General features: G+C 54.8%; 18 protein-coding genes and 1 tRNA gene. 9 read left to right on the top strand and 10 right to left on the bottom strand.

Translation table 11 applies throughout. The features are described 5' to 3' along the window. Positions 1–50 precede the first annotated feature (50 nt). Entirely contained in the window at positions 51–401 is a 351-nt protein-coding gene (locus ABIE64_RS04475; RefSeq protein ID WP_354376735.1) for a hypothetical protein, read from the top strand. Between the two features lie 7 nt (positions 402–408). Here ABIE64_RS04475 and ABIE64_RS04470 read toward each other — a convergent pair whose 3' ends face one another. The 3 genes from ABIE64_RS04470 to ABIE64_RS04460 all read right to left on the bottom strand — a co-directional run bounded on the left by ABIE64_RS04470 (position 409) and on the right by ABIE64_RS04460 (position 2,849). Beyond that, entirely contained in the window at positions 409–660 is a 252-nt protein-coding gene (locus ABIE64_RS04470; protein WP_007091680.1) for a hypothetical protein, read from the bottom strand. A gap of 27 nt (positions 661–687) precedes the next feature. Further along, positions 688–1,404 (bottom strand): 5,6-dimethylbenzimidazole synthase, encoded by a 717-nt coding sequence (bluB, locus tag ABIE64_RS04465; RefSeq protein ID WP_354376734.1) that lies wholly within the window; start codon positions 1,402–1,404, stop codon positions 688–690. A 101-nt stretch (positions 1,405–1,505) separates the two neighbouring features. Continuing rightward, entirely contained in the window at positions 1,506–2,849 is a 1,344-nt protein-coding gene (locus ABIE64_RS04460) for a hypothetical protein (RefSeq protein WP_354376733.1), read from the bottom strand. 292 nt (positions 2,850–3,141) lie between these two features. Here ABIE64_RS04460 and ABIE64_RS04455 point away from each other — a divergent pair. Then, positions 3,142–3,230 (top strand) — tRNA-Leu (locus ABIE64_RS04455). Positions 3,231–3,356: 126 nt separating this feature from the next. Here ABIE64_RS04455 and ABIE64_RS04450 read toward each other — a convergent pair. Beyond that, positions 3,357–3,521, bottom strand: a complete 165-nt coding sequence (locus tag ABIE64_RS04450) for a hypothetical protein (protein WP_354376732.1) — start codon at positions 3,519–3,521, stop codon at positions 3,357–3,359. Positions 3,522–3,606: 85 nt separating this feature from the next. Here ABIE64_RS04450 and ABIE64_RS04445 point away from each other — a divergent pair, with 85 nt between their 5' ends. Together ABIE64_RS04445 and ABIE64_RS04440 are read left to right on the top strand one after the other, a co-directional pair. Next, positions 3,607–3,999, top strand: a complete 393-nt coding sequence (locus ABIE64_RS04445) for a hypothetical protein (RefSeq protein ID WP_007091677.1) — start codon at positions 3,607–3,609, stop codon at positions 3,997–3,999. 46 nt (positions 4,000–4,045) lie between these two features. Further along, positions 4,046–4,321: a DUF3572 domain-containing protein gene (locus ABIE64_RS04440; RefSeq protein WP_037987034.1), complete on the top strand. Its 276-nt coding sequence runs from the start codon at positions 4,046–4,048 to the stop codon at positions 4,319–4,321. Between the two features lie 29 nt (positions 4,322–4,350). Here the strand turns inward: ABIE64_RS04440 and ABIE64_RS04435 are convergent, their stop codons facing one another. After that, positions 4,351–4,887, bottom strand: coding sequence for a GNAT family N-acetyltransferase (locus ABIE64_RS04435; protein ID WP_037987036.1), 537 nt, complete (start codon positions 4,885–4,887; stop codon positions 4,351–4,353). Between the two features lie 38 nt (positions 4,888–4,925). Then, positions 4,926–5,756, bottom strand: coding sequence for an undecaprenyl-diphosphate phosphatase (locus tag ABIE64_RS04430; protein WP_181849865.1), 831 nt, complete (start codon positions 5,754–5,756; stop codon positions 4,926–4,928). A 265-nt stretch (positions 5,757–6,021) separates the two neighbouring features. Between ABIE64_RS04430 and ABIE64_RS04425 the strand changes: the two genes are divergently transcribed. The 3 genes from ABIE64_RS04425 (at position 6,022) to pncB (ending at position 13,502) form a co-directional block, all read left to right on the top strand. Beyond that, a complete protein-coding gene (locus ABIE64_RS04425; protein WP_007091673.1) occupies positions 6,022–7,452 on the top strand; it encodes an NAD(P)-dependent oxidoreductase in 1,431 nt (476 codons plus the stop codon). 28 nt (positions 7,453–7,480) lie between these two features. Then, positions 7,481–12,031: a glutamate synthase large subunit gene (gltB, locus tag ABIE64_RS04420; protein WP_110252465.1), complete on the top strand. Its 4,551-nt coding sequence runs from the start codon at positions 7,481–7,483 to the stop codon at positions 12,029–12,031. 181 nt (positions 12,032–12,212) lie between these two features. Further along, positions 12,213–13,502, top strand: coding sequence for a nicotinate phosphoribosyltransferase (gene pncB, locus ABIE64_RS04415; protein ID WP_354376731.1), 1,290 nt, complete (start codon positions 12,213–12,215; stop codon positions 13,500–13,502). Between the two features lie 17 nt (positions 13,503–13,519). Here the strand turns inward: pncB and ABIE64_RS04410 are convergent, their stop codons facing one another. The 4 genes from ABIE64_RS04410 to ABIE64_RS04395 form a co-directional block, all read right to left on the bottom strand. Further along, entirely contained in the window at positions 13,520–13,750 is a 231-nt protein-coding gene (locus tag ABIE64_RS04410) for a hypothetical protein (RefSeq protein ID WP_007091670.1), read from the bottom strand. Positions 13,751–13,905: 155 nt separating this feature from the next. After that, the gene (locus ABIE64_RS04405; RefSeq protein ID WP_063094333.1) at positions 13,906–14,130 is read right to left on the bottom strand and encodes a hypothetical protein; all 225 of its coding nucleotides are present in this window, start codon (positions 14,128–14,130) and stop codon (positions 13,906–13,908) included. 261 nt (positions 14,131–14,391) lie between these two features. Further along, complete coding sequence (locus tag ABIE64_RS04400; protein WP_341364964.1) at positions 14,392–16,749, bottom strand: ATP-binding protein; 2,358 nt, start codon at positions 16,747–16,749, stop codon at positions 14,392–14,394. 45 nt (positions 16,750–16,794) lie between these two features. Beyond that, entirely contained in the window at positions 16,795–18,606 is a 1,812-nt protein-coding gene (locus tag ABIE64_RS04395; protein WP_354376730.1) for an ABC transporter substrate-binding protein, read from the bottom strand. A 615-nt stretch (positions 18,607–19,221) separates the two neighbouring features. Here ABIE64_RS04395 and ABIE64_RS04390 point away from each other — a divergent pair. After that, a complete protein-coding gene (locus ABIE64_RS04390; protein ID WP_354376729.1) occupies positions 19,222–19,500 on the top strand; it encodes a hypothetical protein in 279 nt (92 codons plus the stop codon). Positions 19,501–19,591: 91 nt separating this feature from the next. Further along, positions 19,592–20,806 (top strand): hypothetical protein, encoded by a 1,215-nt coding sequence (locus ABIE64_RS04385; RefSeq protein ID WP_354376728.1) that lies wholly within the window; start codon positions 19,592–19,594, stop codon positions 20,804–20,806. Positions 20,807–20,824: the final 18 nt, after the last annotated feature.

The raw sequence follows: 20,824 nt of genomic DNA, 5'->3' as shown, positions 1-20,824 counted from the left end.
CTATCATTGCGGCTATGACAATCGTTTGAGGATGCGTTGGAGGGACCGGTATGACAGGTGACCCGAAGGAAACGGATGAAATTCGCAACAGCCGGGCTGCGCGCGAAGCCCGGTCAATTGTCAGATTCATGATTGAACATACCGCCTATGGCGGGTTCGGGGCGCTGGTTTTTGGTGCCTTGGTGCTGTTTTTTGATATTGGCGGGATTTACAGCCTTGCCATGGCATCACGCGATGCGCCGATCTTTATCATGTTGCTGTTTTTCGGGTTGTTCATCACGTTTGGCGGCATCAGTCTTGGCATCGGGATCATGAATCTGGGCGGTTTTTCCGATAACGACCGTTATGAGGACGAACGCAAAAGCCACCGGAATGACCGCAATGACGGCAGGGGCGAATAAAAAGGCTCTAGGGCCGATCTGCACCACTGCGCGCGCGCAGGATTTTGCCGATGATCATGCCGCCAATCCAGAATGCCAGCGGAACGACAAAGATATAATCAAACATCGGGTGCGTGGTATCGCCCCCGGAAATCGCCAGAATGTAGCCGACCCATGCGGCAGTCAGCAGATAGCCCATGATCTTGAAATAGTGACCGTTCGGCAGGCTTTTCTTGGCGGGTTGTTCGGGATTGGTCGGTTGGCCTTTGTCGGCGGACATCGGGGTTTCCTTTGATGATCAATTTGGTTAGCGTTCAAGCGTCAGGGCAGCCGGATCGATGCGATCCTGCCAGCCTTCGCGGACGAGTTCGGGAACGACGTGGTCTTCTTCGGGATAGCCGATGCACAGATAGGCGATCAGACGCCAGTGCGACGGAACGTCTAGCGTTTTGAGAACGGTTTCGGGTTCAAGGATCGAAACCCAGCCCACCCCGATGCCCTTGACGCGCGCGGCCAGCCACAAAAGCTGTACGGCCGCGACGGCGGAATAATCGAGCATTTCGGGCATGGTTTTGCGGCCCAGTCCCATGCCGGCCTCGGTTTCCTCGTCGGCGAAAACGGCGAGCTGTATGGGAGCCTGATCCATGCCCTGCAATTTCAGCGACGCATAAAGTCTGGCGCGTTCGCCGTGATAGTCGTTAAGCGCCTGCTGATTGGCGCGTTCAAAACTGTCGCGGATGGTTTTGCGGCGGTCGGGATCGTTGACCTTTACAAAGCGCCATGGCTGACAGTTGCCAACAGATGGCGCAAGGCAGGCTTCCTTGATCAGGTCGTCAATATCGTCCCCGGGGATCGGGTCGGTGCGAAAACGCCGTACGTCACGCCGCCATAACAACAGATCGATGAACTGTTTTTGAAAGGTGCGATCAAACACCGGCGGGGTCAGTGTATCTTTCGCGGCGGGCGCGTTGGGCGAGGTGGGCGCGTCGGACGTATCGGGCGCATCGCGATCGGATCGGGTCATGGCGCGAACCTGCTGGTCTTGGCGGTTTCAATTCTTTGTGCACCCTAACCGCACAGCACTATTACGCCAAGACACAAGATGGGGGCGCGCATGGGAAAGCATCAGAAATCGAAATGGATTGTCATCAGCCCTGACAGATTGTTGTGTTCGGTCGCAAAGGTCAGTTTGCGCTGTACTTCGAGGCTCATCTGGCCGGGAATGCCACCCCAGTCATGGGTGATGCCGCCGCCCAGCTGTGAATAGGTACTGGTATTTTCGCTTGTGACATAGGGGCTTAGAATACCGTAGCCATAGGGGAGTTCGGAACTGAGGCTGAGTTCAGAGCGAACACCTTCCAAGGGATCGGTATTGGGTGCAAATTCGCGGAATCCTTCGAGTGATAAACCGAAATTCCACGGGTCATAGGCATATTCGCTTCCGGCAAAGTAGCGGCGATTGGTGGATCGACCGTATCCCTGGTTCATCAGGGTGATGGTTTGATCCTGTCCGGCGAAGGGCACAAGGCGATGATCACCCAGCACGAGGTTGTAGCGGGCCTCGGCGGTGCTGTCGAAAAGCTGGGTCAGGGCGGTTCTGGCCGGGATCAGTGACCCGTCGGCACCGCGTGCGCTTTCAAATTCTTCGCGGGCGGTGATGATGTCGCCATCAAGGCTTACGGTGACGGGCAGAAAACCAAGGTCGTATTCGGTGCCAAAACCAATCGAGCTTGATAGTGTCGAACTTTCAAGATTTTCGGCGTAACTGAGATCATCCGGGCCGCCATCGATGGCGGACTGGGTGATGGTACTTGTGCCCATCCCCACACTGCCACGAATGTTAAGCCATTCGGTCATGCGCGACACGAAATAGGGGGAAAAGGTCACGTTGTTTTCCCGATACAGTACCTGACGGGCGGCGGCCTCGCTAAGCGTGCTGCCCCAGCCAACGCCAAGCCCGATGATCAGGCTGTCATCCACCAGATAATCGACCCCGGTATCGATTGAAATGACGTCACCGCTGAGGTTCGGGTTATAGCCGGTATCGGTAACCCTGTTTTCGATGTCGGTCTGGCTGCCATGGACCCAAAGGCTGATCGGGGAGGCACCGCGGCGGGTCTGGTTGGGGAAGGTGCCATTTGCGGTATCGAAATCCAGTTTCTTGGCGATGGATGCCAGTGCCGAGCGCCCGCCAAAGGTTTCAATCGTGGTCGCATTCCCGGTGCCAAGCGCAAGGGCATTGGGCGGCTGTTCGGGCGCGGGAACAGAATCGTCAAGAAACAGGGGGCCGATGGTGCTGCCCAGCAGGTCATTTTCCATCTTGTCATAAAGGCGGTCGATATGGCGTTGCTGGTTGGCGGCGCGGTTCAGTGTTTCGCTGCGCAAAATCGGGGCGTCGGGGCGACCGGAGCCGTCATCTTCGGCATTGGCATTCGGGACGATTTCGTGACGCAGCAAAAGGCCAAGCATGGCAAATGCCAGACATGCTGAGATAGCCAGTGAAATGTAGCTGCGCCTCTTCACGGTCAACCGGTACGCCTGTTTGATTCCGATGGGATCCTTGCAACCGTGTCGCAGAAAAATGGGGGTAATATGGTGAAAGACAGGCAATTCTGTCGCAATGCCGCATTCGCTTTTGTGCGATGGCATCGGATTTCGGCTTTTACGGATTGATAAAATCAGGCATTCCGGTATTGCGCCGTTTTTAAAGCCGCGCTAGAACCCTGTTCTGCCGGTTGGACACCAACCTTGTAAGCGCTTTGCGGGCGTGGCGAAATTGGTATACGCAGCGGACTTAAAATCCGCCGGTCCTTAAAGACCTTGCCGGTTCAAGTCCGGCCGCCCGCACCATATTCCCCAGTCACGATTGTTTGATCACCGTTTTTGGCGCGGAATTGCGCCATCAAATTACCTGTTTTGCAGATTAGGGATCAGGAACAAACGTAAGATGCATACGTTTGACCGGGACGAATGTCCCTAGCAACAGGAGAAAATGATGATCCATCTTCTTGCATTTGGCGTGATTGCAATTACCGCAATGGTTGTTGCCTGAGCCTGGATATTTCCAACCGTCTGGTTTCTGCCGTGATCTTTTTCCTGCAATCCATTGCGGGGCATAAAGTGCTGTGTGATCGTCATCATGGCGTTTCTGATTTACCGGATATAAATCAGAAACGCTTATGACCGATGACATGGCCTGAAAACGGGCAGCTTTCGGAGTGGTTGGGTGAACGATATCGATAGTGAAGACGAAGGCCCGCGCAAGAAAGAGCGGTTCGGCAAATATGTCGTACCCGAGGAGCGCGCGAACAATATCGTCAAGCTGCTTGACGAGTTCCTGCGCAAAGGTCCACGCAAGGGCCTTAAATATTCCCGCTGGCAACAGATTGCCTGGTACGAGATTGTTGACGAACTCAAACGCGCCGAAGCCGCCCAGAAAAATCAGGATAGCCTTACAAAATCGGCGTTCCTCGCACTTGCTGTCGGGTTTGGTACTATCGGGTTCTGGGGGCTTGTCGTGTTGCTTGGGCAGAATTTCGGTATGATCGGCACGGTTCTGATCGTGATTGCCGGGCTGGTTGTCTGGCGTGCGTTGGCCAAGGCCAAGTGGTTCAGCTAGTGCTTTTGGTCAATAAACAGGTCTTGCGGCAAAGGGCAGATGGACGATGAACAAGGAAGCAGCAGAAACGCTTGCCATTCGGGCAATCGCGCATATTGCAGGTGATGACGAGTTGCTGGAGGGGCTTTTTGCGCAAACCGGTATGGGGCTTGATGACCTGAAAGCCGGGATTACCAGCAATGAAGTCCAACTGGGTGCGATTGATTTTTTAATGTCGCATGAGCCGTTTTTAGTGCGTTTTGCCGAAGATAGCGGTTATGCACCGGAAGACCCGGCGCGCGCGCAAGTCATTCTTTCGGGTGGGCCGATCTGGCAGGATTGATGCCTTCCGGTCGTGTTGTCGGACCGAATTCATATCATCACGACGGGGGCCGGGCCGATATCGGGCATCGGATCTGTTTTCATCAATCCAAAGATGACCGAATCCCGAATGCCGATATGGGTGTTCCAGGTCCCGCGAAGCAGACCTTCGCGGGTAAAGCCCAGTTTTTCAAATACCCGGATTGATGCAATGTTATCCGGATCTATATCGGCAAAAACGCGACGTGCGCTTGTCGTTTCAAACAGATACCCAACTGCATGGGACAGGGCACGGGCGGCATGGTTTTGCCCGCGTGCCGCAGGGGAAATCATGCAGGCAGCTTCCCATACGTCAGGATCATCGCCGGTATTATAAAGGGCGATGCGGCCAAGGGCTGGGCCATCCGGCGACGCGGCGACCACCCATGACGTCTTTTCAAAGCCGCTGTTCCAGTCTTTGAGCTTTGCGATGGTATCCGCGACCGATGCAAAGGCCGGTTCGGGAAGCCATGTGCAGCATTCCGGATCACCAAAAATGGCGTGGAGAGCCGCACCGTCAGCAACAGGATCAAGCGGACGCAGAAACATTCGGGTTGTCATCGTCAATCACATGGTCAGTTGCGGTTTTATCCAAGGAGCGGGATCGGGCCGCCGCCATAGCCATAGATCCACACCAGCAAACCGCCGCCCAGAAGGATGCGATAGATTGCGAACGGTGTGAAGGTGGAGCGTTTAAGCCAGCTCATCAGCATGGCAATGGCAATCAGGGCGGTAATGAAGGACAGGCCCGCCGCGAGAAGGACATCCATGGTCAGGGCCATGTCACCGGACTGTTGCAGGTCAATACCGGCCAGAAGACCCGCGCCCAGAATAACCGGAATCGACAGCAGCATGGAAAACTGTGCGGCATCGGCGCGTTCATAGCCCATCAGCCGTGCGGCGGTCATGGTGATGCCCGAACGGCTGGTGCCGGGAATGAGGGCAATAACCTGTGCAAGGCCGATGAACAGCGCCCCGCCCCAACGCATATGTTCAAGCCGGTTGATCGTCATGCCGATCTTGTCGGCAATCCAAAGCACGATGCCAAATACAAGTGTGGTCCATGCAATGATTTCGACCGAGCGCATCTGTTCTTCGATCCCGGAGACCTTCAGATAGAATCCGACCGCGACAACCGGGATGGTGGCAAGGATGATGTGCAGGGCGAGTCGGGCCCCGGGGTTGATCCGACCGGACAAAAGGAAGAAGAATCCGCCGATCATCGCGAAAACATCGCGCCAGAAATAGATCAGGACGGCGGCCAGTGTACCGACATGAACGGCAACATCTACCAACAAACCCTGATCTGCGGCCCCTGTCAGGGCGGGGGTCAGGATCAGGTGACCCGATGAACTGATGGGCAGGAATTCCGTGATCCCCTGGATGACCGCCAGAAGAATTATATGTTGTAACGTCACCCCGGCCTCGATCGCTGTTATCGGCAAAAACTCACCGCTTATAGCAGCTTAGCGCAAACAGACGAAATGCATTAATAGTACCATTGTGGTACTAATGAAACTTTCTTTCAGCGCTTTAAATCCCGAAATTCCCGATATCCTGATTTTATTTGGGGATATAATGGTCAGCAATGTTGACCTATCATGCATTTTGTGCTGGATTCTTGCAAAACCGGCGCGTATACAAAAGCCAACCCGCAACATAAAACCCTTTTAGAGGGCCGCTATGACAGAAAAGATGCTGAAGTTTGTTCATCTTGAACAAAAATATCCGCACAAGAGAGAAGCATCCGAGCGTCGCACGGACTTCAATGAAATTTACGAAGGTTTCGAGACAGAAGCCGCGGCGGATCAGTCTGCGCGCTGCTCGCAATGTGGCGTGCCGTTCTGTCAGGCCCATTGTCCTTTGTATAATAACATCCCGGACTGGCTGCGCCTGACGACCGAAGGTCGCATGGAAGAAGCCTATGCCATTTCGGCGGCCACCAACAACATGCCCGAAGTGACCGGCCGCATCTGCCCGCAGGATCGCCTGTGCGAAGGCAATTGCGTGATCGAACAGTCAACGCATGGTGCGGTCACGATTGGGTCGGTCGAGAAATACATTACCGATACCGCCTTTGCGAATGGCTGGGTCAAGGCACCCAAGCCGACGCAGGAAAACGGCATGTCGGTCGGGATCATCGGTGGTGGCCCGGCAGGCATGGCGGCTGCGGAACAACTGCGCCTTAAAGGATATGAAGTCCATATCTATGACCGCTATGACCGCATGGGTGGGTTGCTGGTTTACGGGATTCCGGGTTTCAAGCTTGAAAAACATATCGTTGAACGCCGTGTGAAGCTGCTTGAAGAAGGTGGTGTCGTCATGCACACCGAATTCGAGGTTGGCCGCGACGCGACGCTTGATGAACTGCGCCGCAAACATGACAGCGTTCTGATCGCCACGGGTGTTTACAAGTCCCGCGATCTGAAGCTGCCCGGTGTTGGTCTTGGCAATATCTATCCGGCACTGGAATATCTGACGACGTCGAACCGCATCGGCCTTGGCGACACGGTTGCCGCCTATGACGATGGCACGCTGAATGCCAAAGACAAAAACGTTGTGGTTATTGGCGGTGGCGATACGGCCATGGACTGTGTCCGTACCGCGATCCGTCAGGGTGCGAAATCGGTCAAATGTCTTTATCGCCGTGACCGTGCGAACATGCCGGGGTCCCAGCGCGAAGTGGCCAATGCCGAGGAAGAAGGCGTTGAATTTGTCTGGCTGACCAACCCGGAAGCCTTTGTTGGCGACGACAAGGTGACCGGTGTACGTGCGGTCAAGATGCGCCTTGGTGCCCCGGATGCCGGTGGCCGCCAGAGCCCGGAACTGATCGAAGGGTCGAACTACACCATGGATGCCGACATGGTCATTCTGGCGCTTGGGTTCGAGCCCGAAGACCTGCCGACCCTGTTTGATGCGCCGGAACTGGGTGTGTCGCGCTGGGGCACGGTTAAAATCGATTTCCGTTCGATGATGACCAATCTGGATGGCGTTTTTGCCGCCGGTGATATTGCGCGCGGTGCGTCGCTGGTGGTTTGGGCCATCCGTGACGGTCGCGATGCGGCTGACCGGATCGATGAGTATTTGCTGGCGCGCAAAGAAGCTGCTGCTTAAGCCCGCTGCCGCATTAGGAGAGAGAGTTATGAACAAGATTATTCATGACCGTGGCGCGCAAGAGATCGCCCGTTTTGAAAAGAATGCCGAACATCTGTCGGCGCACGGTATGTATGATCCGGCCGAAGAACATGCCAACTGTGGCGTGGGTCTGGTCGGTGCGATTGATGGCAAGCCGCGTCGCGAGGTCGTTGAAGCCGGTATCGAAGCGCTTAAGGCGATCTGGCACCGTGGTGCCGTTGATGCCGACGGCAAAACCGGCGATGGCGCAGGCATTCACCTGCAAATCCCGCAGGATTTCTTTAAGGCGTATCTGAAGGTTATCAATCAGGAAGCGCCGGAAAGCCTGATTGCGGTTGGTCAGGTATTCCTGCCGCGTATCGATATGTCGGCACAGGAACGGTGCCGTGCCATCGTTGAAACCGAAATCCTGAAACAGGGTTACGGCATTCTTGGCTGGCGTCAGGTTCCGGTGGATGTTTCGGTTATCGGTGAAAAAGCCAACCAGACGCGGCCTGAAATCGAACAGGTTCTGATCGGTGCGCGGGGTGACGTTGATGAAGACCAGTTCGAGGTCGATCTCTACACCATCCGTCGTCGTGTCGAGAAAGCGGTCCTGTCCGAAGCGATCAAGGATTTCTATATCTGTTCGATGTCGTGCCGTTCGATCATCTACAAGGGCATGTTCCTTGCCGAGCAGGTCGATATTTTCTATCCGGATTTGCGTGACGAGCGGTTCGTTTCGAATTTCTGCGTCTATCATCAGCGTTATTCGACCAACACCTTCCCGAGCTGGCCGTTGGCGCAGCCGTTCCGTGTTCTGGCCCATAACGGCGAGATCAACACGCTGCGCGGTAACGTCAACTGGATGAAAAGCCACGAAGCCCGCATGGCGCACGAGGCATTTTCCGACACTATCGAAGATCTGAAACCGGTCATTCAGCCGGGGTCATCTGACTCGGCCGCCCTTGATGCCGTGTTCGAACTGATGGTGCGTGCCGGTCGTGACCTGCCGATGGTGAAAACCATGATGGTCCCCGAAGCCTGGTCGAAAAAGGCATCGACGCCGGACAGCTATAAAAACCTTTATGCCTATTGCAACGCGGTGATGGAACCGTGGGACGGCCCGGCGGCACTGGCAGCTTATGGCGGCAAGTGGCTGATGGGTGGTACCGACCGCAATGGTCTTCGTCCGCTGCGTTATGCGGTGACGGGCAATGGTCTTCTGATTGCCGGTTCCGAAGCCGGTATGGTGCATATCGATGAGGAGAGCTGCCTTGAAAAAGGGCGGCTTGGCCCAGGGCAGATGATTGCCATCAACCTTGAAGAAGGCAAGCTGTACCATGACAGCGAGCTTAAGGATAAGCTTGCGAACCGTCGTGACTGGTCGAAATGGGTGGGTCGCACCAAGGTGCTTGATGACCTGATTTCGCCGGAGCACACTGAACCCGCGCGCCTTGGCAAGGAAGCGCTTCTGCGCTTGCAGAAGGCAATGGGGCTTACGCACGAAGACCTTGAACTGATCCTGCATCCTATGGGGGAAGACGGCAAGGAAGCCATTGGCTCGATGGGGGATGATACCCCGCTTGCGATTCTCTCGGATCGGTATCGCGGTTTGCATCACTTCTTCCGTCAGAACTTTTCGCAGGTGACCAACCCGCCGATTGACTCTTTGCGCGAAGCCCGCGTCATGAGCCTGAAAACGCGGCTTGGCAACCTTGGCAACATCCTTGACGAGGATGAAAGCCAGTGCGACCTGCTGCAGCTTGAAAGCCCGGTTCTGACCAATGCCGAATATGACGCAATGCGCGGCTATATGGGCGATACGGCGGTCGAAATCGACACCACGTTCGATATCAATGGCGGCGCGTCGGCACTGCGCGATGCGATCACCCGCATCCAGCGCGAAGCCGAAGAAGCGGTTCGTGGCGGTGCGCTTCATATCATCCTGACCGACGAGGGCATTTCGGCCGAGCGTGCCGCAATCCCGATGGTTCTGGCGACGGGCGGTGTGCACAGCTATCTCGTGAAAACGTCGCTGCGTACCTATATCTCGCTTAACGTCCGTTCGGCGGAATGCATGGATGTGCATTACTTTGCGGTTCTGATCGGTGTAGGTGCGACGACGGTGAACGCCTATCTGGCGCAGGAAGGTCTTCTGGACCGTTATGCGCGCGGGCTGTTCCCCAATGTCGGCAGCACGGCCGAAGTCATGCAGCGTTTCAAGGCGGCGATTGATGCCGGACTGCTCAAGATCATGTCCAAGATGGGCATTTCGATCATCAGTTCCTATCGCGGTGGCTATAACTTTGAAAGTATCGGCCTGTCGCGGTCGCTGGTGGCGGAATTCTTCCCCGGCATGCCGTCGCGCATTTCGGGTATCGGCCTTCAGGGTATCCAGCGTCGTTGCATTGCCCAGCACAAGGAAGCGTTTAACGGCAATGTTGTGACCCTTCCGGTCGGTGGCCTTTACAAATATCGTCGTTCGGGTGAACGCCATGTCTGGACCGGTCCGCTGATCCACACGTTGCAGTCATCCGTCACTACGGGGTCGTATAATACCTTCCGCAAGTTTTCGGAGGGGCTTCGTTCGCGTGAACCGCTTCATCTTCGCGATCTGCTTGATTTCCGTTCTGACCGCAAACCGGTTCGTCAGGAACAGGTTGAAAGCATCACCGAAATCCGCAAACGGTTCGTTACCCCGGGCATGTCCCACGGTGCGCTTTCGACCGAGGCCCACGAGGCGCTTGCGATTGCGATGAACCGCATCGGTGCGAAATCGAACTCTGGCGAGGGCGGTGAATCGCGTGAACGTTTCCGGCCGCGTTCGAACGGGGATAACGCACGTTCATCAATCAAGCAGGTGGCATCGGGTCGTTTCGGTGTGACTGCCGAATATCTGAACAACTGTGAAGAAATCCAGATCAAGGTCGCCCAGGGTGCAAAACCGGGCGAAGGTGGTCAGCTTCCGGGCTTCAAGGTCACGGTGGAAATCGCACAGTTGCGTCATGCGACGCCGGGTGTGACCCTGATTTCGCCGCCGCCGCACCACGATATTTATTCCATCGAAGATCTGGCGCAGCTGATCTATGACCTGAAACAGATCAACCCGCGTTGCCGCGTTTGCGTCAAGCTGGTGTCGCGTTCGGGTGTCGGTACGATTGCGGCCGGTGTGGCAAAGGCAAAGGCCGACGTCATCCTGATTTCAGGTTATGATGGCGGTACCGGTGCCAGCCCGCAGACCTCGATCAAATATGCCGGTATTCCTTGGGAAATGGGCCTTTCGGAAGTCAATCAGGTTCTGACGCTGAACAACCTGCGCAGCAAGGTGAAACTGCGTGTTGATGGCGGGTTCAAAACCGGCCGTGACGTGGTGATCGGTGCGATGCTGGGCGCGGAAGAATTCGGTATCGGCACCGCATCCCTGATTGCGCTTGGCTGCATCATGGTGCGTCAGTGCCATTCGAACACCTGCCCGGTTGGTGTTTGCACACAGGACCCGGCATTGCGTGCCAAGTTCGTCGGTACGGCGGACAAACTGGTCAACCTGTTCACCTTCATGGCCGAAGAGGTCAAGGATATCCTGGCCGAGCTTGGCTATGACAACCTGCAGGAAATCATCGGTCGTTCGGATCTGCTGCAGCAGGTTCACCGCGGTGCGAAGGACCTTGTTGACCTTGACCTGAACCCGCTGCTTGCACAGGCCGATGCCGGTGATCACAAGCGTTACTGCACGATTGAGGGGCGCAACGAAGTGCCCGATACGCTTGACGCCCAGATGATCAAGGATGCGCGTGCATTGCTTGAAGACGGCGAAAAGATGCAACTGCAATACAACATTCAGAACACGCAGCGTGCTATCGGGACGCGTATTTCGTCGCTGATCACGCAGAAATATGGCATGACCGGCCTGAAACCGGGCCATCTGCATGTACGTTTGCGCGGTTCTGCCGGTCAGTCACTGGGCGCGTTTGCGGTTCAGGGGCTGAAAATCGAAGTTCAGGGCGATGCCAACGATTATGTCGGCAAGGGTCTTTCGGGCGGTACCATCGTATTGCGCCCGCGACCGTCAAGCCCGCTTAAGACCAACGAAAACACGATTATCGGCAACACCATCCTTTATGGTGCAACGGCGGGCAAGCTGTTTGCAGCCGGTCAGGCCGGGGAACGTTTCTGCGTTCGTAACTCGGGCGCGACGGTTGTGGTCGAAGGATGTGGTTCGAACGGTTGTGAATACATGACCGGCGGTACCGCCGTGATCCTTGGCGCGGTTGGTGAGAACTTCGGTGCTGGCATGACCGGCGGCATGGCGTTCATCTATGACGTCGAGGGCACCTTTGGGGATGTCGTCAACGATGGCTCCATCCTGTACCAGCGTATTGAAACCCAGCATTGGGACGAAGTCTGTCGTTCGCTGATTGAAGAGCATGTTGCGGAAACCGACAGTGGTTTTGCACGCACCATCCTTGACAATTGGGATCGCGAACGCGGCAATTTCTGGCAGATCGTGCCGAAAGAAATCGTCGACAAGCTGGAAAACCCCATTCGCTCGATGAGCGAAAACCAGGCAACTGCGTGAACCCTTTTTCACGCTTTTGCGCAAGCTCCCTTGTCCATACACCCGGACAAACAAACTGGCCCCGTACTTTGTACGGGGCTTCTTTTTTTGCCGGTCGGGATGTTTGCGGGGTGGCGCTTTCGCCGGGGGACATTGATACTTATGTCAAAGCGAACATCTTTGCCAATCTGACAGGTGGTTCATGACCGTTACCGATATTGCCACACGGACCTATAACCACAATTTCAAGCTTGATCCGATCATCCGCAGTCTTCTGGATACCGATTTTTACAAGCTTCTGATGTTGCAGGCGATCTGGCAGGAACATCCGGATGTGGAGGTTACCTTTTCGCTGATCAATCGCAGCCATCATATAAGGCTTGGCGATATCATTGATGAAGATGAATTACGCGCGCAGCTTGACCATGCGCGCAGCCTGCGTTTTACCCGCCAGGAACTGATCTGGCTGGCGGGGGCGACATTTTACGGGCGCAGCCATATGTTCAAGCCGGAATTTATTCGCTGGCTTGGCGATTTCCAATTGCCGGAATATGAACTGCGCAAGATCGACGGGCAGTTTGAACTGCATTTTACGGGGCCATGGACGCATAGTTCTATGTGGGAAACACCGGCCCTTGCGATCATTACCGAATTGCGGTCGCGTGCTGTGTTGCGCAATCGCGGGCGGTTCGAACTTGATGTGCTGTATGCGCGTGCCAAGGCCAAGCTTTGGGAAAAGGTTGAGCGGCTTCGCGATTTGCCAGACCTTGTTCTTGCCGATTTCGGTACCCGGCGGCGGCATGGTTTTTTGTGGCAGCGCTGGTGTGTCGAGGCCCTGAAAGAAGGGATCGGCAACCGGTTCATCGGCACGTCAAATGTGTTGCTGGCAATGACCGCGGATATCGAGGCGATTGGTACCAATGCCCATGAATTGCCGATGGTCGAAGCGGCGATTTCCAAAAATGATGACGAACTTGCGGCTTCGCCTTATCGGGTGCTGGAGCAATGGCGCCAGCATTACAGCGGCAATCTTCTGATCGCGTTGCCCGATACATATGGAACGGCGGCGTTCCTTGAAGGCGCGCCCGACTGGCTGGCGGACTGGACCGGATTTCGCCCCGACAGTGCGCCGCCGATTGAAGGCGGTGAACAGATCATTCGATGGTGGGAAAAGCACGGCAAGGACCCGCGCGAGAAGCTTCTGGTCTTTTCAGACAATCTCGACATTGATGCGATTATCGAAACCTATCTGCATTTCCATGGCCGGGTCCGTATGAGCTTTGGCTGGGGCACTAACCTGACCAATGATTTTCGCGGTTGTGATCCGGCGGGGGAACAAGGGCTTGAGCCGATGTCGCTGGTGTGCAAGGTGACAAGTGCCAATGGTCATCCGGCGGTCAAGCTTTCAGACAATCCGGAAAAGATTTCTGGCGATCCCAGGCAGGTCGAACGTTACATCCGGGTTTTTGGTCATCCCACAAGGCAAGGGTAGGCCAGGATAAGGCCTGATCAAAGGACAATGTTCAGATATGTCCCGCGCCGCGCATTGTGGTCAATCTGGTCGGCGGCGATCAGATTGCGCAGACGGGCAAGCTGGGCGGCGATGAAGCTGTCGGATGAAGGTTGATCCATGTTCGCGGCAACACGGCCGCGCGTACCCGAAGGCACGCCTTGCGGCATGGATCGGGCATCAAGAAGGCCCGTTTGTGTGGCGCTGCTGCCAATCCGGTTGGTTGCCATGAGTTTATCCGTTCTGAAACTGCAAAAACATTAGCATGATCAACGGGTTTTGTCATGACGTTGAAGCGGGTAGCGGGTGGGACCGCTGTGGACAGGGACGCACACAGAAAAAGGGGTGGTCAAAACCACCCAAGGAAGCTAACGAGAGGGAAAAATCACGCTAGAAGATTGACGCGGGTACCGCGTGCACCGCTGGTTTCAAGCGGCTGATGTTCCGTAACGATGGACCCGATAACCTGAGCAAGGCCCTGAGCCTTCTGGATGGAGGAGGTTGCAGCGGCGAGCGGTGCGGATACGCCATCTTTTCCGCCACCCGGCGTAATGGCGTCATTAACGGCTTGCGCTGCTGAACTTAGTCCTGAACCCACTGAACCGATCATTGTATCCTCGCCTCAAATTTCGTGAAGTTGTGATACCTGCATATCGAGATATCCTTGCTTCTGACTTAGAGATTAGGCTTCAATTAACACTTTTAAAGTGACAGCTGTCACAATGTGGCATTTGAACCCGATGACATTTTTGTGAGCCGTTTTATATCAATGGGTTATCTGTGGCTGGAATAATAAAATTTTTGCGTGCGGGGGGCTTGCCGTGCGGAAGACCAGAACATTGGATGAGCTTGAACGAATCGAACAAGGTTTCTAAAGACGCTGGCGTTCGGTTTTATGGGCCAGGGCCTCGTGAATGGCTTTTTGCAATTGGGCCGGGCGGAACGGCTTTTTGACAAAGATATAGTCGCCCAGCATCTTTTCCATTTCCTTGCGTGTGCGTGCCGGATAGCCGGACATGAAGACGACGGCCAGATCGGGATATTGACGTTGTGCCTCGATCGCAAGTTGCGGTCCGCTCAGTCCCGACATCACAACGTCGGTCAGAATGACATCAATGCGATCTGTTTTATGGGATTCGGTAATGATTTGCAGGGCTTCTTCGGCACTGCGGGCCACAAGGGCATCAAAGCCGGCATCTTCAAGGATGATCTTGGCGGTCGTGCGCAGGGATTGCTCATCATCAACAATCAGAACCCGTTCGCCATTGCCGGGAAAATAGTCGATTTCCTGCAAGGCGGATGCCTTGACCTTTCCGGCTTCTGAGCGCGGCAGATAGATCGAGAAGGTCGTGCCTTCGCCCTCGACGCTTTCGACATCGATAAAGCCGTTCGATTCTTCGACCCAGCTATGAACAATCGACAGTCCTAGCCCGGTGCCCTTGCCGGGTTCCTTGGTCGAGAAGAAGGGTTCGAAGATGTTGCCAAGAATGTCGGCAGGAATGCCGGTGCCGGTATCCTGAACTGTTACCACGACATAGTCGCCTGCGGCGGCCTTCGGGAAGATGTCATCTTCGTCATCGGGGGAGCGTTCATCCGCAGGCGGGACTGTCGCGCCATAGCAGGAAATCTGCAATGTGCCGCCATCGGGCATCGCATCACGGGCATTGATCGCAAGGTTCAGGATGCAGGCCGATAGCTGTGTCGGGTCAACCCGCGTATATAGCGGGGCATCATTGGCCCAGATTTGCAATTCAATACGGTGTTCCAGCAGCGTGATCAGCAGCTTTTCCATTTCGGTAATGGCTGTATCGACCTGAACGACGGTCGGCTGATCAATCCGGCGGCGCGAGAACATCAGAAGCTGATCGGCGACACTGGTGGCGCGTTCGCCAAGGGAAATCACATGGTCCAGATATTCCTTGACCCGTTCCGGATCATCAATTTTCGCGCGAGCTACTTCGGCAAAGCTTAGAATACCTGCAAGGCAATTGTTGAATTCATGCGCCACGCCGCCTGCCATCTGACCGACGGCTTCGAGTTTTTGTGACGTGGCGAGCTGACGTTGCAGGGCATGCTGTTCTTCGGTCGCGCGGTGCTGTGATGTGACGTCACTACCGGTGCCACGATACCCCTTGAACGAGCCATCAAGATCAAAAACCGGGACGCCATTGATGCGCCCGAAATGTTTTTGTCCGTCCCGCGACATCCAGGAAAATTCGAAATTCTGGAATGCAAGATGACTTTCGAGCCGTTTGACCAGACTGTTCCAGCTATGATCTGTTTCGGCTTTGAGGCCCAGTTTGTCAAAGGATTGACCCTGCGGGGAGCCGTTCAGTTCTTCGATCAGCTGATAGAATTTGTAGGATGCAAACGCGATTTTAAGGTCCGGCCCCATTTCCCAGTACCAGTCGGCGGACGACAGGGTAAAGTCGCGGAAACGTTCCTCGCTATCGCGAAGGGCCTCTTGGGCGATCTGGTGCTGGTTGGTGCGCCGCTCCAGGCTTTCGGCCATGGTGTTCAGGCCACGTTCAAGCGCGCCGATTTCGTCGCGACCAGCCGGTTTCAAGCGGGCGCTAAGCTTTCCAAACTGGATTTCAGAAACAAATTGCGCTGCCGTGATCAGGCGACGCAGAACGGTTTGCTGCATGAAAAGGAAAATCAGTCCCGACGTCATCAGAATGCACAGAACCGAGCCGATCAGCAGAACCGACTGCATCTGTCGCTGGCTTTGTTCCAGACCGAGGGTCGAGACCTTGAAATAAGCAAACATGAAGGGCTGGTTGGCGTTCAGGCTGAACAGGGGTGTGATGCTGACCATGTTGCGGCCATCCGGGCCATCGGTGGTAAACAGCACCTGACTGCGCAAATCAGCAGAAAGCCGGTCTTTGGGGAAATCCGGGACAGAGGCAATATCGGATCCGATCAGCATCGGGTCCATAGCGTGATAGATCGTACCATCAAAGCCTATGGCCATGGCTTCGCGAAGATGCGGTCCCAACAGCAGTTCAAGCTGCTTGGGATCGCTAATGACGGAAATCTTGAGCTGTTCATCCTGAATCAGGCGGCCGGGCGCACTGATCTGTTCGGCGATCCGCCGATCAATTTCTGCACCGAAATATTGAACATAGTAACCACCAAATAGGCCAAGCAGTATGGTTTCGACAATGACAATTGCGATCCCGATCTTGAAAACCAGACTGCCAAACAGGCGGTCAAAAAGCTTCTTCACGCCAACCTCTAAACCCTGGCCCAGCCTGATTGCCGGTGAATTCTGTTATTGGCTCTCAAGATAATACTGGGATGGATTGGTTGGTGCCGGTGTGGCATAGCTCCAAGCCGCCGGGATGACCTTGGGAACATTCTTGAAGTTCTTTGCCACCAGCCCTTTGCGATTGGGGGGCAAGGCAATTCCCATAACGTAAAACTGATTTGCGCTGATGTCGAGAATATCGCGCATAAGTTTATTCTGTTTTTCTGCATCTGCGGTGGCTTTCAACTGGTTATAGAGTTCCAGTTGACGGATAACCTCGGCCGGGGGCTCAACCGCGTCGGGATTTTCCGGGTCGGAATACCATTGTGCCCAACCGGTGGCGTACCAGGATGATTCACTGGATACCGGCAGGTAGTTGATCGGCAGAACCATGGCATCAAGCCCGCCATCACCGCCCCATGCGCTGGCATGGTGATTGTTTTTTTCACGCATATCGACAAATACATCACGCGATAAGTCGCGGGCCGTCACATCAAGGCCGACATCACGCCAGTAATCGATAACGGCAGAGAGCATTTCGAAGCGGGATGCGCCTTCGGTATCGATGGTAAAGGACAGCCTTTTGCCATCGGGACGCAGAAGGAAACCTTCGTCGTCTTTGCGTGTCAAACCGGCATTCGCCAGATGGCTTGCGGCAAGTACCGGATCATAGGTAATGAACTGGCGTGCGAGAACCGTGTGGTATAGCGGGCTTTCGGGACGTGGTGCTGCCTGATGGGGCAGGGCACCGGGAACGAACCGGCCAATGATGCTGTCGCGGTCGATGGCATGCGACAGGGCCACGCGGAATTCCTTGTTCTGGAATATGTCGCGAAGCACCGGGTCCCTGTCGTTCAGATTAAGCGACAGGGTCAGGATATTCATGTCGCTTTCAATCAGCGTGAAGGATTGCAGATTGTTATTGGCCGCAAGAATTTCGTCCACGCGGCGGCCAATATGGCGTTCCTGCATATTGACCCTGCCTGTGATGGCGGTGTCACCGGCTTCATCTTTGCTGCCGACCAGATCAAAGGAAACCCGATCAATATAGGGTAACTGACGTCCGCCCGGATCGATTTTCCAATAAAACGGATTGCGAACCGCAACCAGCGGATCGTCTTTGCCATATGTCCCGGTCAGACTCCAGCCGTTCAGGGTCGGAACCTGCGGGTTCATCCAGCGACTGGGATCGTCTATGGTGCCCGGCGTTCCGAACACCGAAAGGAAGCGATCTTTCCAATCCTTGAAGCCAAGCTTTTGCGCATCGGCATCTGCGTGCCTGTTATATTTCGGAAGCAGGGGCCTCAGGAAATGGGCGGGATAGCTTACCGGTTCGACACCTTCAGGCCGGGCAAGAAAGGTCGGAAACAGCCCATAGGGCGTGTCGAAGCGGAACGCGACCGTGGTTTCGTCGATTTTTTCAACATGCACCGGATTTCCGCCCGCGGTCAGCCATTCAGGCGTCGCATTGCCAAAAGCCGGATTGCGTAAAATGTCGTCGTACCAGAAGGATATATCCTCGGCGGTAAAAGGCGCACCATCTGACCAGCGCATGCCCGGACGCAACCGGAAGACAAATTCCGTGGCGTCACTGTTGGCCTGCATCGAAAGAGCAACGTTGGGAACCGTGTCTGTCCATTGCGGGGTCCAGCGCAGAAGCGGTTCATAGCCGATCGTCCTGATCAGAAGGGCGTGATCGCGTTCCGAATTTTGCGCCATCATCCAGGTGCCGCCATACTGGCCAAGCTTGTCAGTCGGGGTAACAATCATCGGGGTCTTGGGCAGGCGTTCTGCGGCCGGGGGCAATGTGCCGTTCACCACCATCTCGGCAAGCATCGGCGCTTCGCCGAATTCGGCTGCATATGCATTATTCCGGGGCGCGGTCAAAACCACGGCCAGCAATAATACCAGCGATATAAAGCAACCCACTACCCTGTACACTTCGGGCTTCCCCTGAATTTCTTATGCTTATCGAAAGGTATCGATTATCCTACTCTTAGGTGGTGAATATCCTAAAGCCATTTCCGGGTAAAGTTCTGAAAGCGGATTTTCCCCTGATCTTTTAAAGATGCGCGAGCTGTTCGTTTTTACAACGCAAAGGCGGATAATTTTCCTATTTGCACCTTTTGGGATCGATAAACAACATATCGGTCCGCCGTGTTTTCGCTTGAACCATGTGAAATGAAGCGATTGAAGGGTCCCGGTTACGCCAAGGTCAAGAGTTTTGACCTTGATCTGTGCCGGTTTCCCGACCATTTGGACAGGAATGATCTTTTGCCCCGATCAACGGCGAATTCGACTAAAGTTTAACACAACCTAATATGGGTACTGCATCATATAAGTTTTCGGTGATCAATTTCGTTCTGGGCCGTTTCGTGGGGCATTTGACGTCAAAGACACCAATTGTGATTCTTCTTGTCAGAACGAGCGGATCGGAGAGACAATTTCTGAATGGCAAAAAAATCTGCATCATCCGGGCAGGCTTCTTCTGATCCGGGGTATCTGCCCGGGCCAAAGCCGTCGGCGCCGATCCCGCGTTATCAGCCGGGATCATCGCCGGGCCGTCATCGCCCGAACGATGAGGGAGATGGTATTGATGCTGACAGTTTTTCTGTGGCCGGTATCGACGGGAAAATTGATCGTCGCAAGGCCAATATTGCAAACCGGATCGTCGATACCGATCCTGGACAGGCATTGCGTGTGATCAGAAATTGGTTGGCCCAGAACTGATGGTCGTTTCTGATCTTTGTTTCTGTTTCACTTTGCATTTCGGGCGGCACCTGTTTTAAGTCGTCGAACACACCGATGACAGGGGGCCAGCGTGACAGATTTCAATTCCTTGATAGAGCAGCAGTTCAGTGCTTTTGATCCGGACTATTCCGATAGAAAAGGTGCCTATGCCGACAAGCTTGCCCCGCTGGAAGAAAAACTGATTGCGGCCCAGCAGACCGGCAACAGCATGGCCGCGTCCGATCAGTATATGATCGAGTGCAAGTGGTTGCTGCTTTATACCGCTGACTGGGATGGGCTGGAAAAGAAGATAGCCCAGTTTGAAAAATCGCTGAAAAACAAGGATCAGGACTGGGCCGAGGAACAGGTGGCAAGCGATGGTTCCTGGGGACCATGCTATGACCAGTGGTTCCTGAAGGTGGATGCGATGATCGATGCGATCAACGCGCTGGCAGACAAGGGGATTGCACCGGATTATCCGCTGACTTTTCTGTCGCCGATTGCCAAACCCGCCGATCTTGTTGCCTGGCTGGACAGTCAGAAAACATCACGGATTTTTGCCGATGGTCTGGATCGTCGCGATGCATTGGGCGCGGTCAGTGCCGCCTTGTCGGAAATGTGCTTCAAAAGCGAAATCCGCGATTATTTCCGCCAGTATGTCAAAGGTTTCGATCTTAGCGACGATTATATCGCAGCTTATAAAAGCTGGCTGGATGATTGGCAGGACGCGCAATCGGGATATTGGGGCGGCTGGTTTGAAACAGATACGGGCGATATTCTGAAAAGCCCGGACCTTAGTCTGACGTTCCACAATATTTCGTATCAGCATGGCAAGGTCGGGCTTTGGCCCGCTATTTTCAAAACGACACTGGCGATCCGTGATGATGCCTATCCGTTTGGCTGGAAGCACAATGGTGACTTCAACAATCACAACAATTATGACGTTGCCAAAATCTTTGACCTTGGCTGGGCGGAAGTCGACAGCGATAGCCAGAAATTGGCATCAGCCGATATTTCCACGATCATGGACTGGTGTCTGACCAAATCCATGACGCCGGATGGCGGATTCATCGATGACCCGACTTTTTATAATTCGGTCGGGGCGGCGTATTATTATGGTGTGTCGTTCCTTGATCAGATTGGATATTTCGGCACCGATATTCCGTTCTGGACAGACCATGCCTTTGCCGATGGTCCTGCACTGTGCTGCAAGATCCAGAAAAAGATGAAGGCCGAAAAACTCGATGATGACGAAGCGGAGGCGGCGATGGAGAAGCTGTTGGATGCCTGCGGAAACTGTGGCTAGGCAAGGCCGAATGCCGGG

This window comes from Thalassospira sp. MBR-102 (genome assembly GCF_040549275.1).
Taxonomy (GTDB): domain Bacteria; phylum Pseudomonadota; class Alphaproteobacteria; order Rhodospirillales; family Thalassospiraceae; genus Thalassospira; species Thalassospira xiamenensis.
The sequence above is the reverse complement of the archived record's forward strand: the minus strand, read 5'-3'. Positions and strand labels throughout refer to the sequence as shown.

Bases quoted from the DNA above. Each gene is read 5' to 3' on its own strand.
- ABIE64_RS04475 (WP_354376735.1), top strand. From the start codon at position 51: ATGACAGGTGACCCGAAGGAAACGGATGAAATTCGCAACAGCCGGGCT.
- ABIE64_RS04470 (WP_007091680.1), bottom strand. From the start codon at position 660: ATGTCCGCCGACAAAGGCCAACCGACCAATCCCGAACAACCCGCCAAG.
- bluB (WP_354376734.1), bottom strand. From the start codon at position 1,404: ATGACCCGATCCGATCGCGATGCGCCCGATACGTCCGACGCGCCCACC.
- ABIE64_RS04460 (WP_354376733.1), bottom strand. From the start codon at position 2,849: ATGCTTGGCCTTTTGCTGCGTCACGAAATCGTCCCGAATGCCAATGCC.
- ABIE64_RS04450 (WP_354376732.1), bottom strand. From the start codon at position 3,521: ATGATGACGATCACACAGCACTTTATGCCCCGCAATGGATTGCAGGAA.
- ABIE64_RS04440 (WP_037987034.1), top strand. From the start codon at position 4,046: ATGAACAAGGAAGCAGCAGAAACGCTTGCCATTCGGGCAATCGCGCAT.
- ABIE64_RS04435 (WP_037987036.1), bottom strand. From the start codon at position 4,887: ATGTTTCTGCGTCCGCTTGATCCTGTTGCTGACGGTGCGGCTCTCCAC.
- ABIE64_RS04425 (WP_007091673.1), top strand. From the start codon at position 6,022: ATGACAGAAAAGATGCTGAAGTTTGTTCATCTTGAACAAAAATATCCG.
- gltB (WP_110252465.1), top strand. From the start codon at position 7,481: ATGAACAAGATTATTCATGACCGTGGCGCGCAAGAGATCGCCCGTTTT.
- pncB (WP_354376731.1), top strand. From the start codon at position 12,213: ATGACCGTTACCGATATTGCCACACGGACCTATAACCACAATTTCAAG.
- ABIE64_RS04410 (WP_007091670.1), bottom strand. From the start codon at position 13,750: ATGGCAACCAACCGGATTGGCAGCAGCGCCACACAAACGGGCCTTCTT.
- ABIE64_RS04405 (WP_063094333.1), bottom strand. From the start codon at position 14,130: ATGATCGGTTCAGTGGGTTCAGGACTAAGTTCAGCAGCGCAAGCCGTT.
- ABIE64_RS04395 (WP_354376730.1), bottom strand. From the start codon at position 18,606: ATGCTTGCCGAGATGGTGGTGAACGGCACATTGCCCCCGGCCGCAGAA.
- ABIE64_RS04390 (WP_354376729.1), top strand. From the start codon at position 19,222: ATGGCAAAAAAATCTGCATCATCCGGGCAGGCTTCTTCTGATCCGGGG.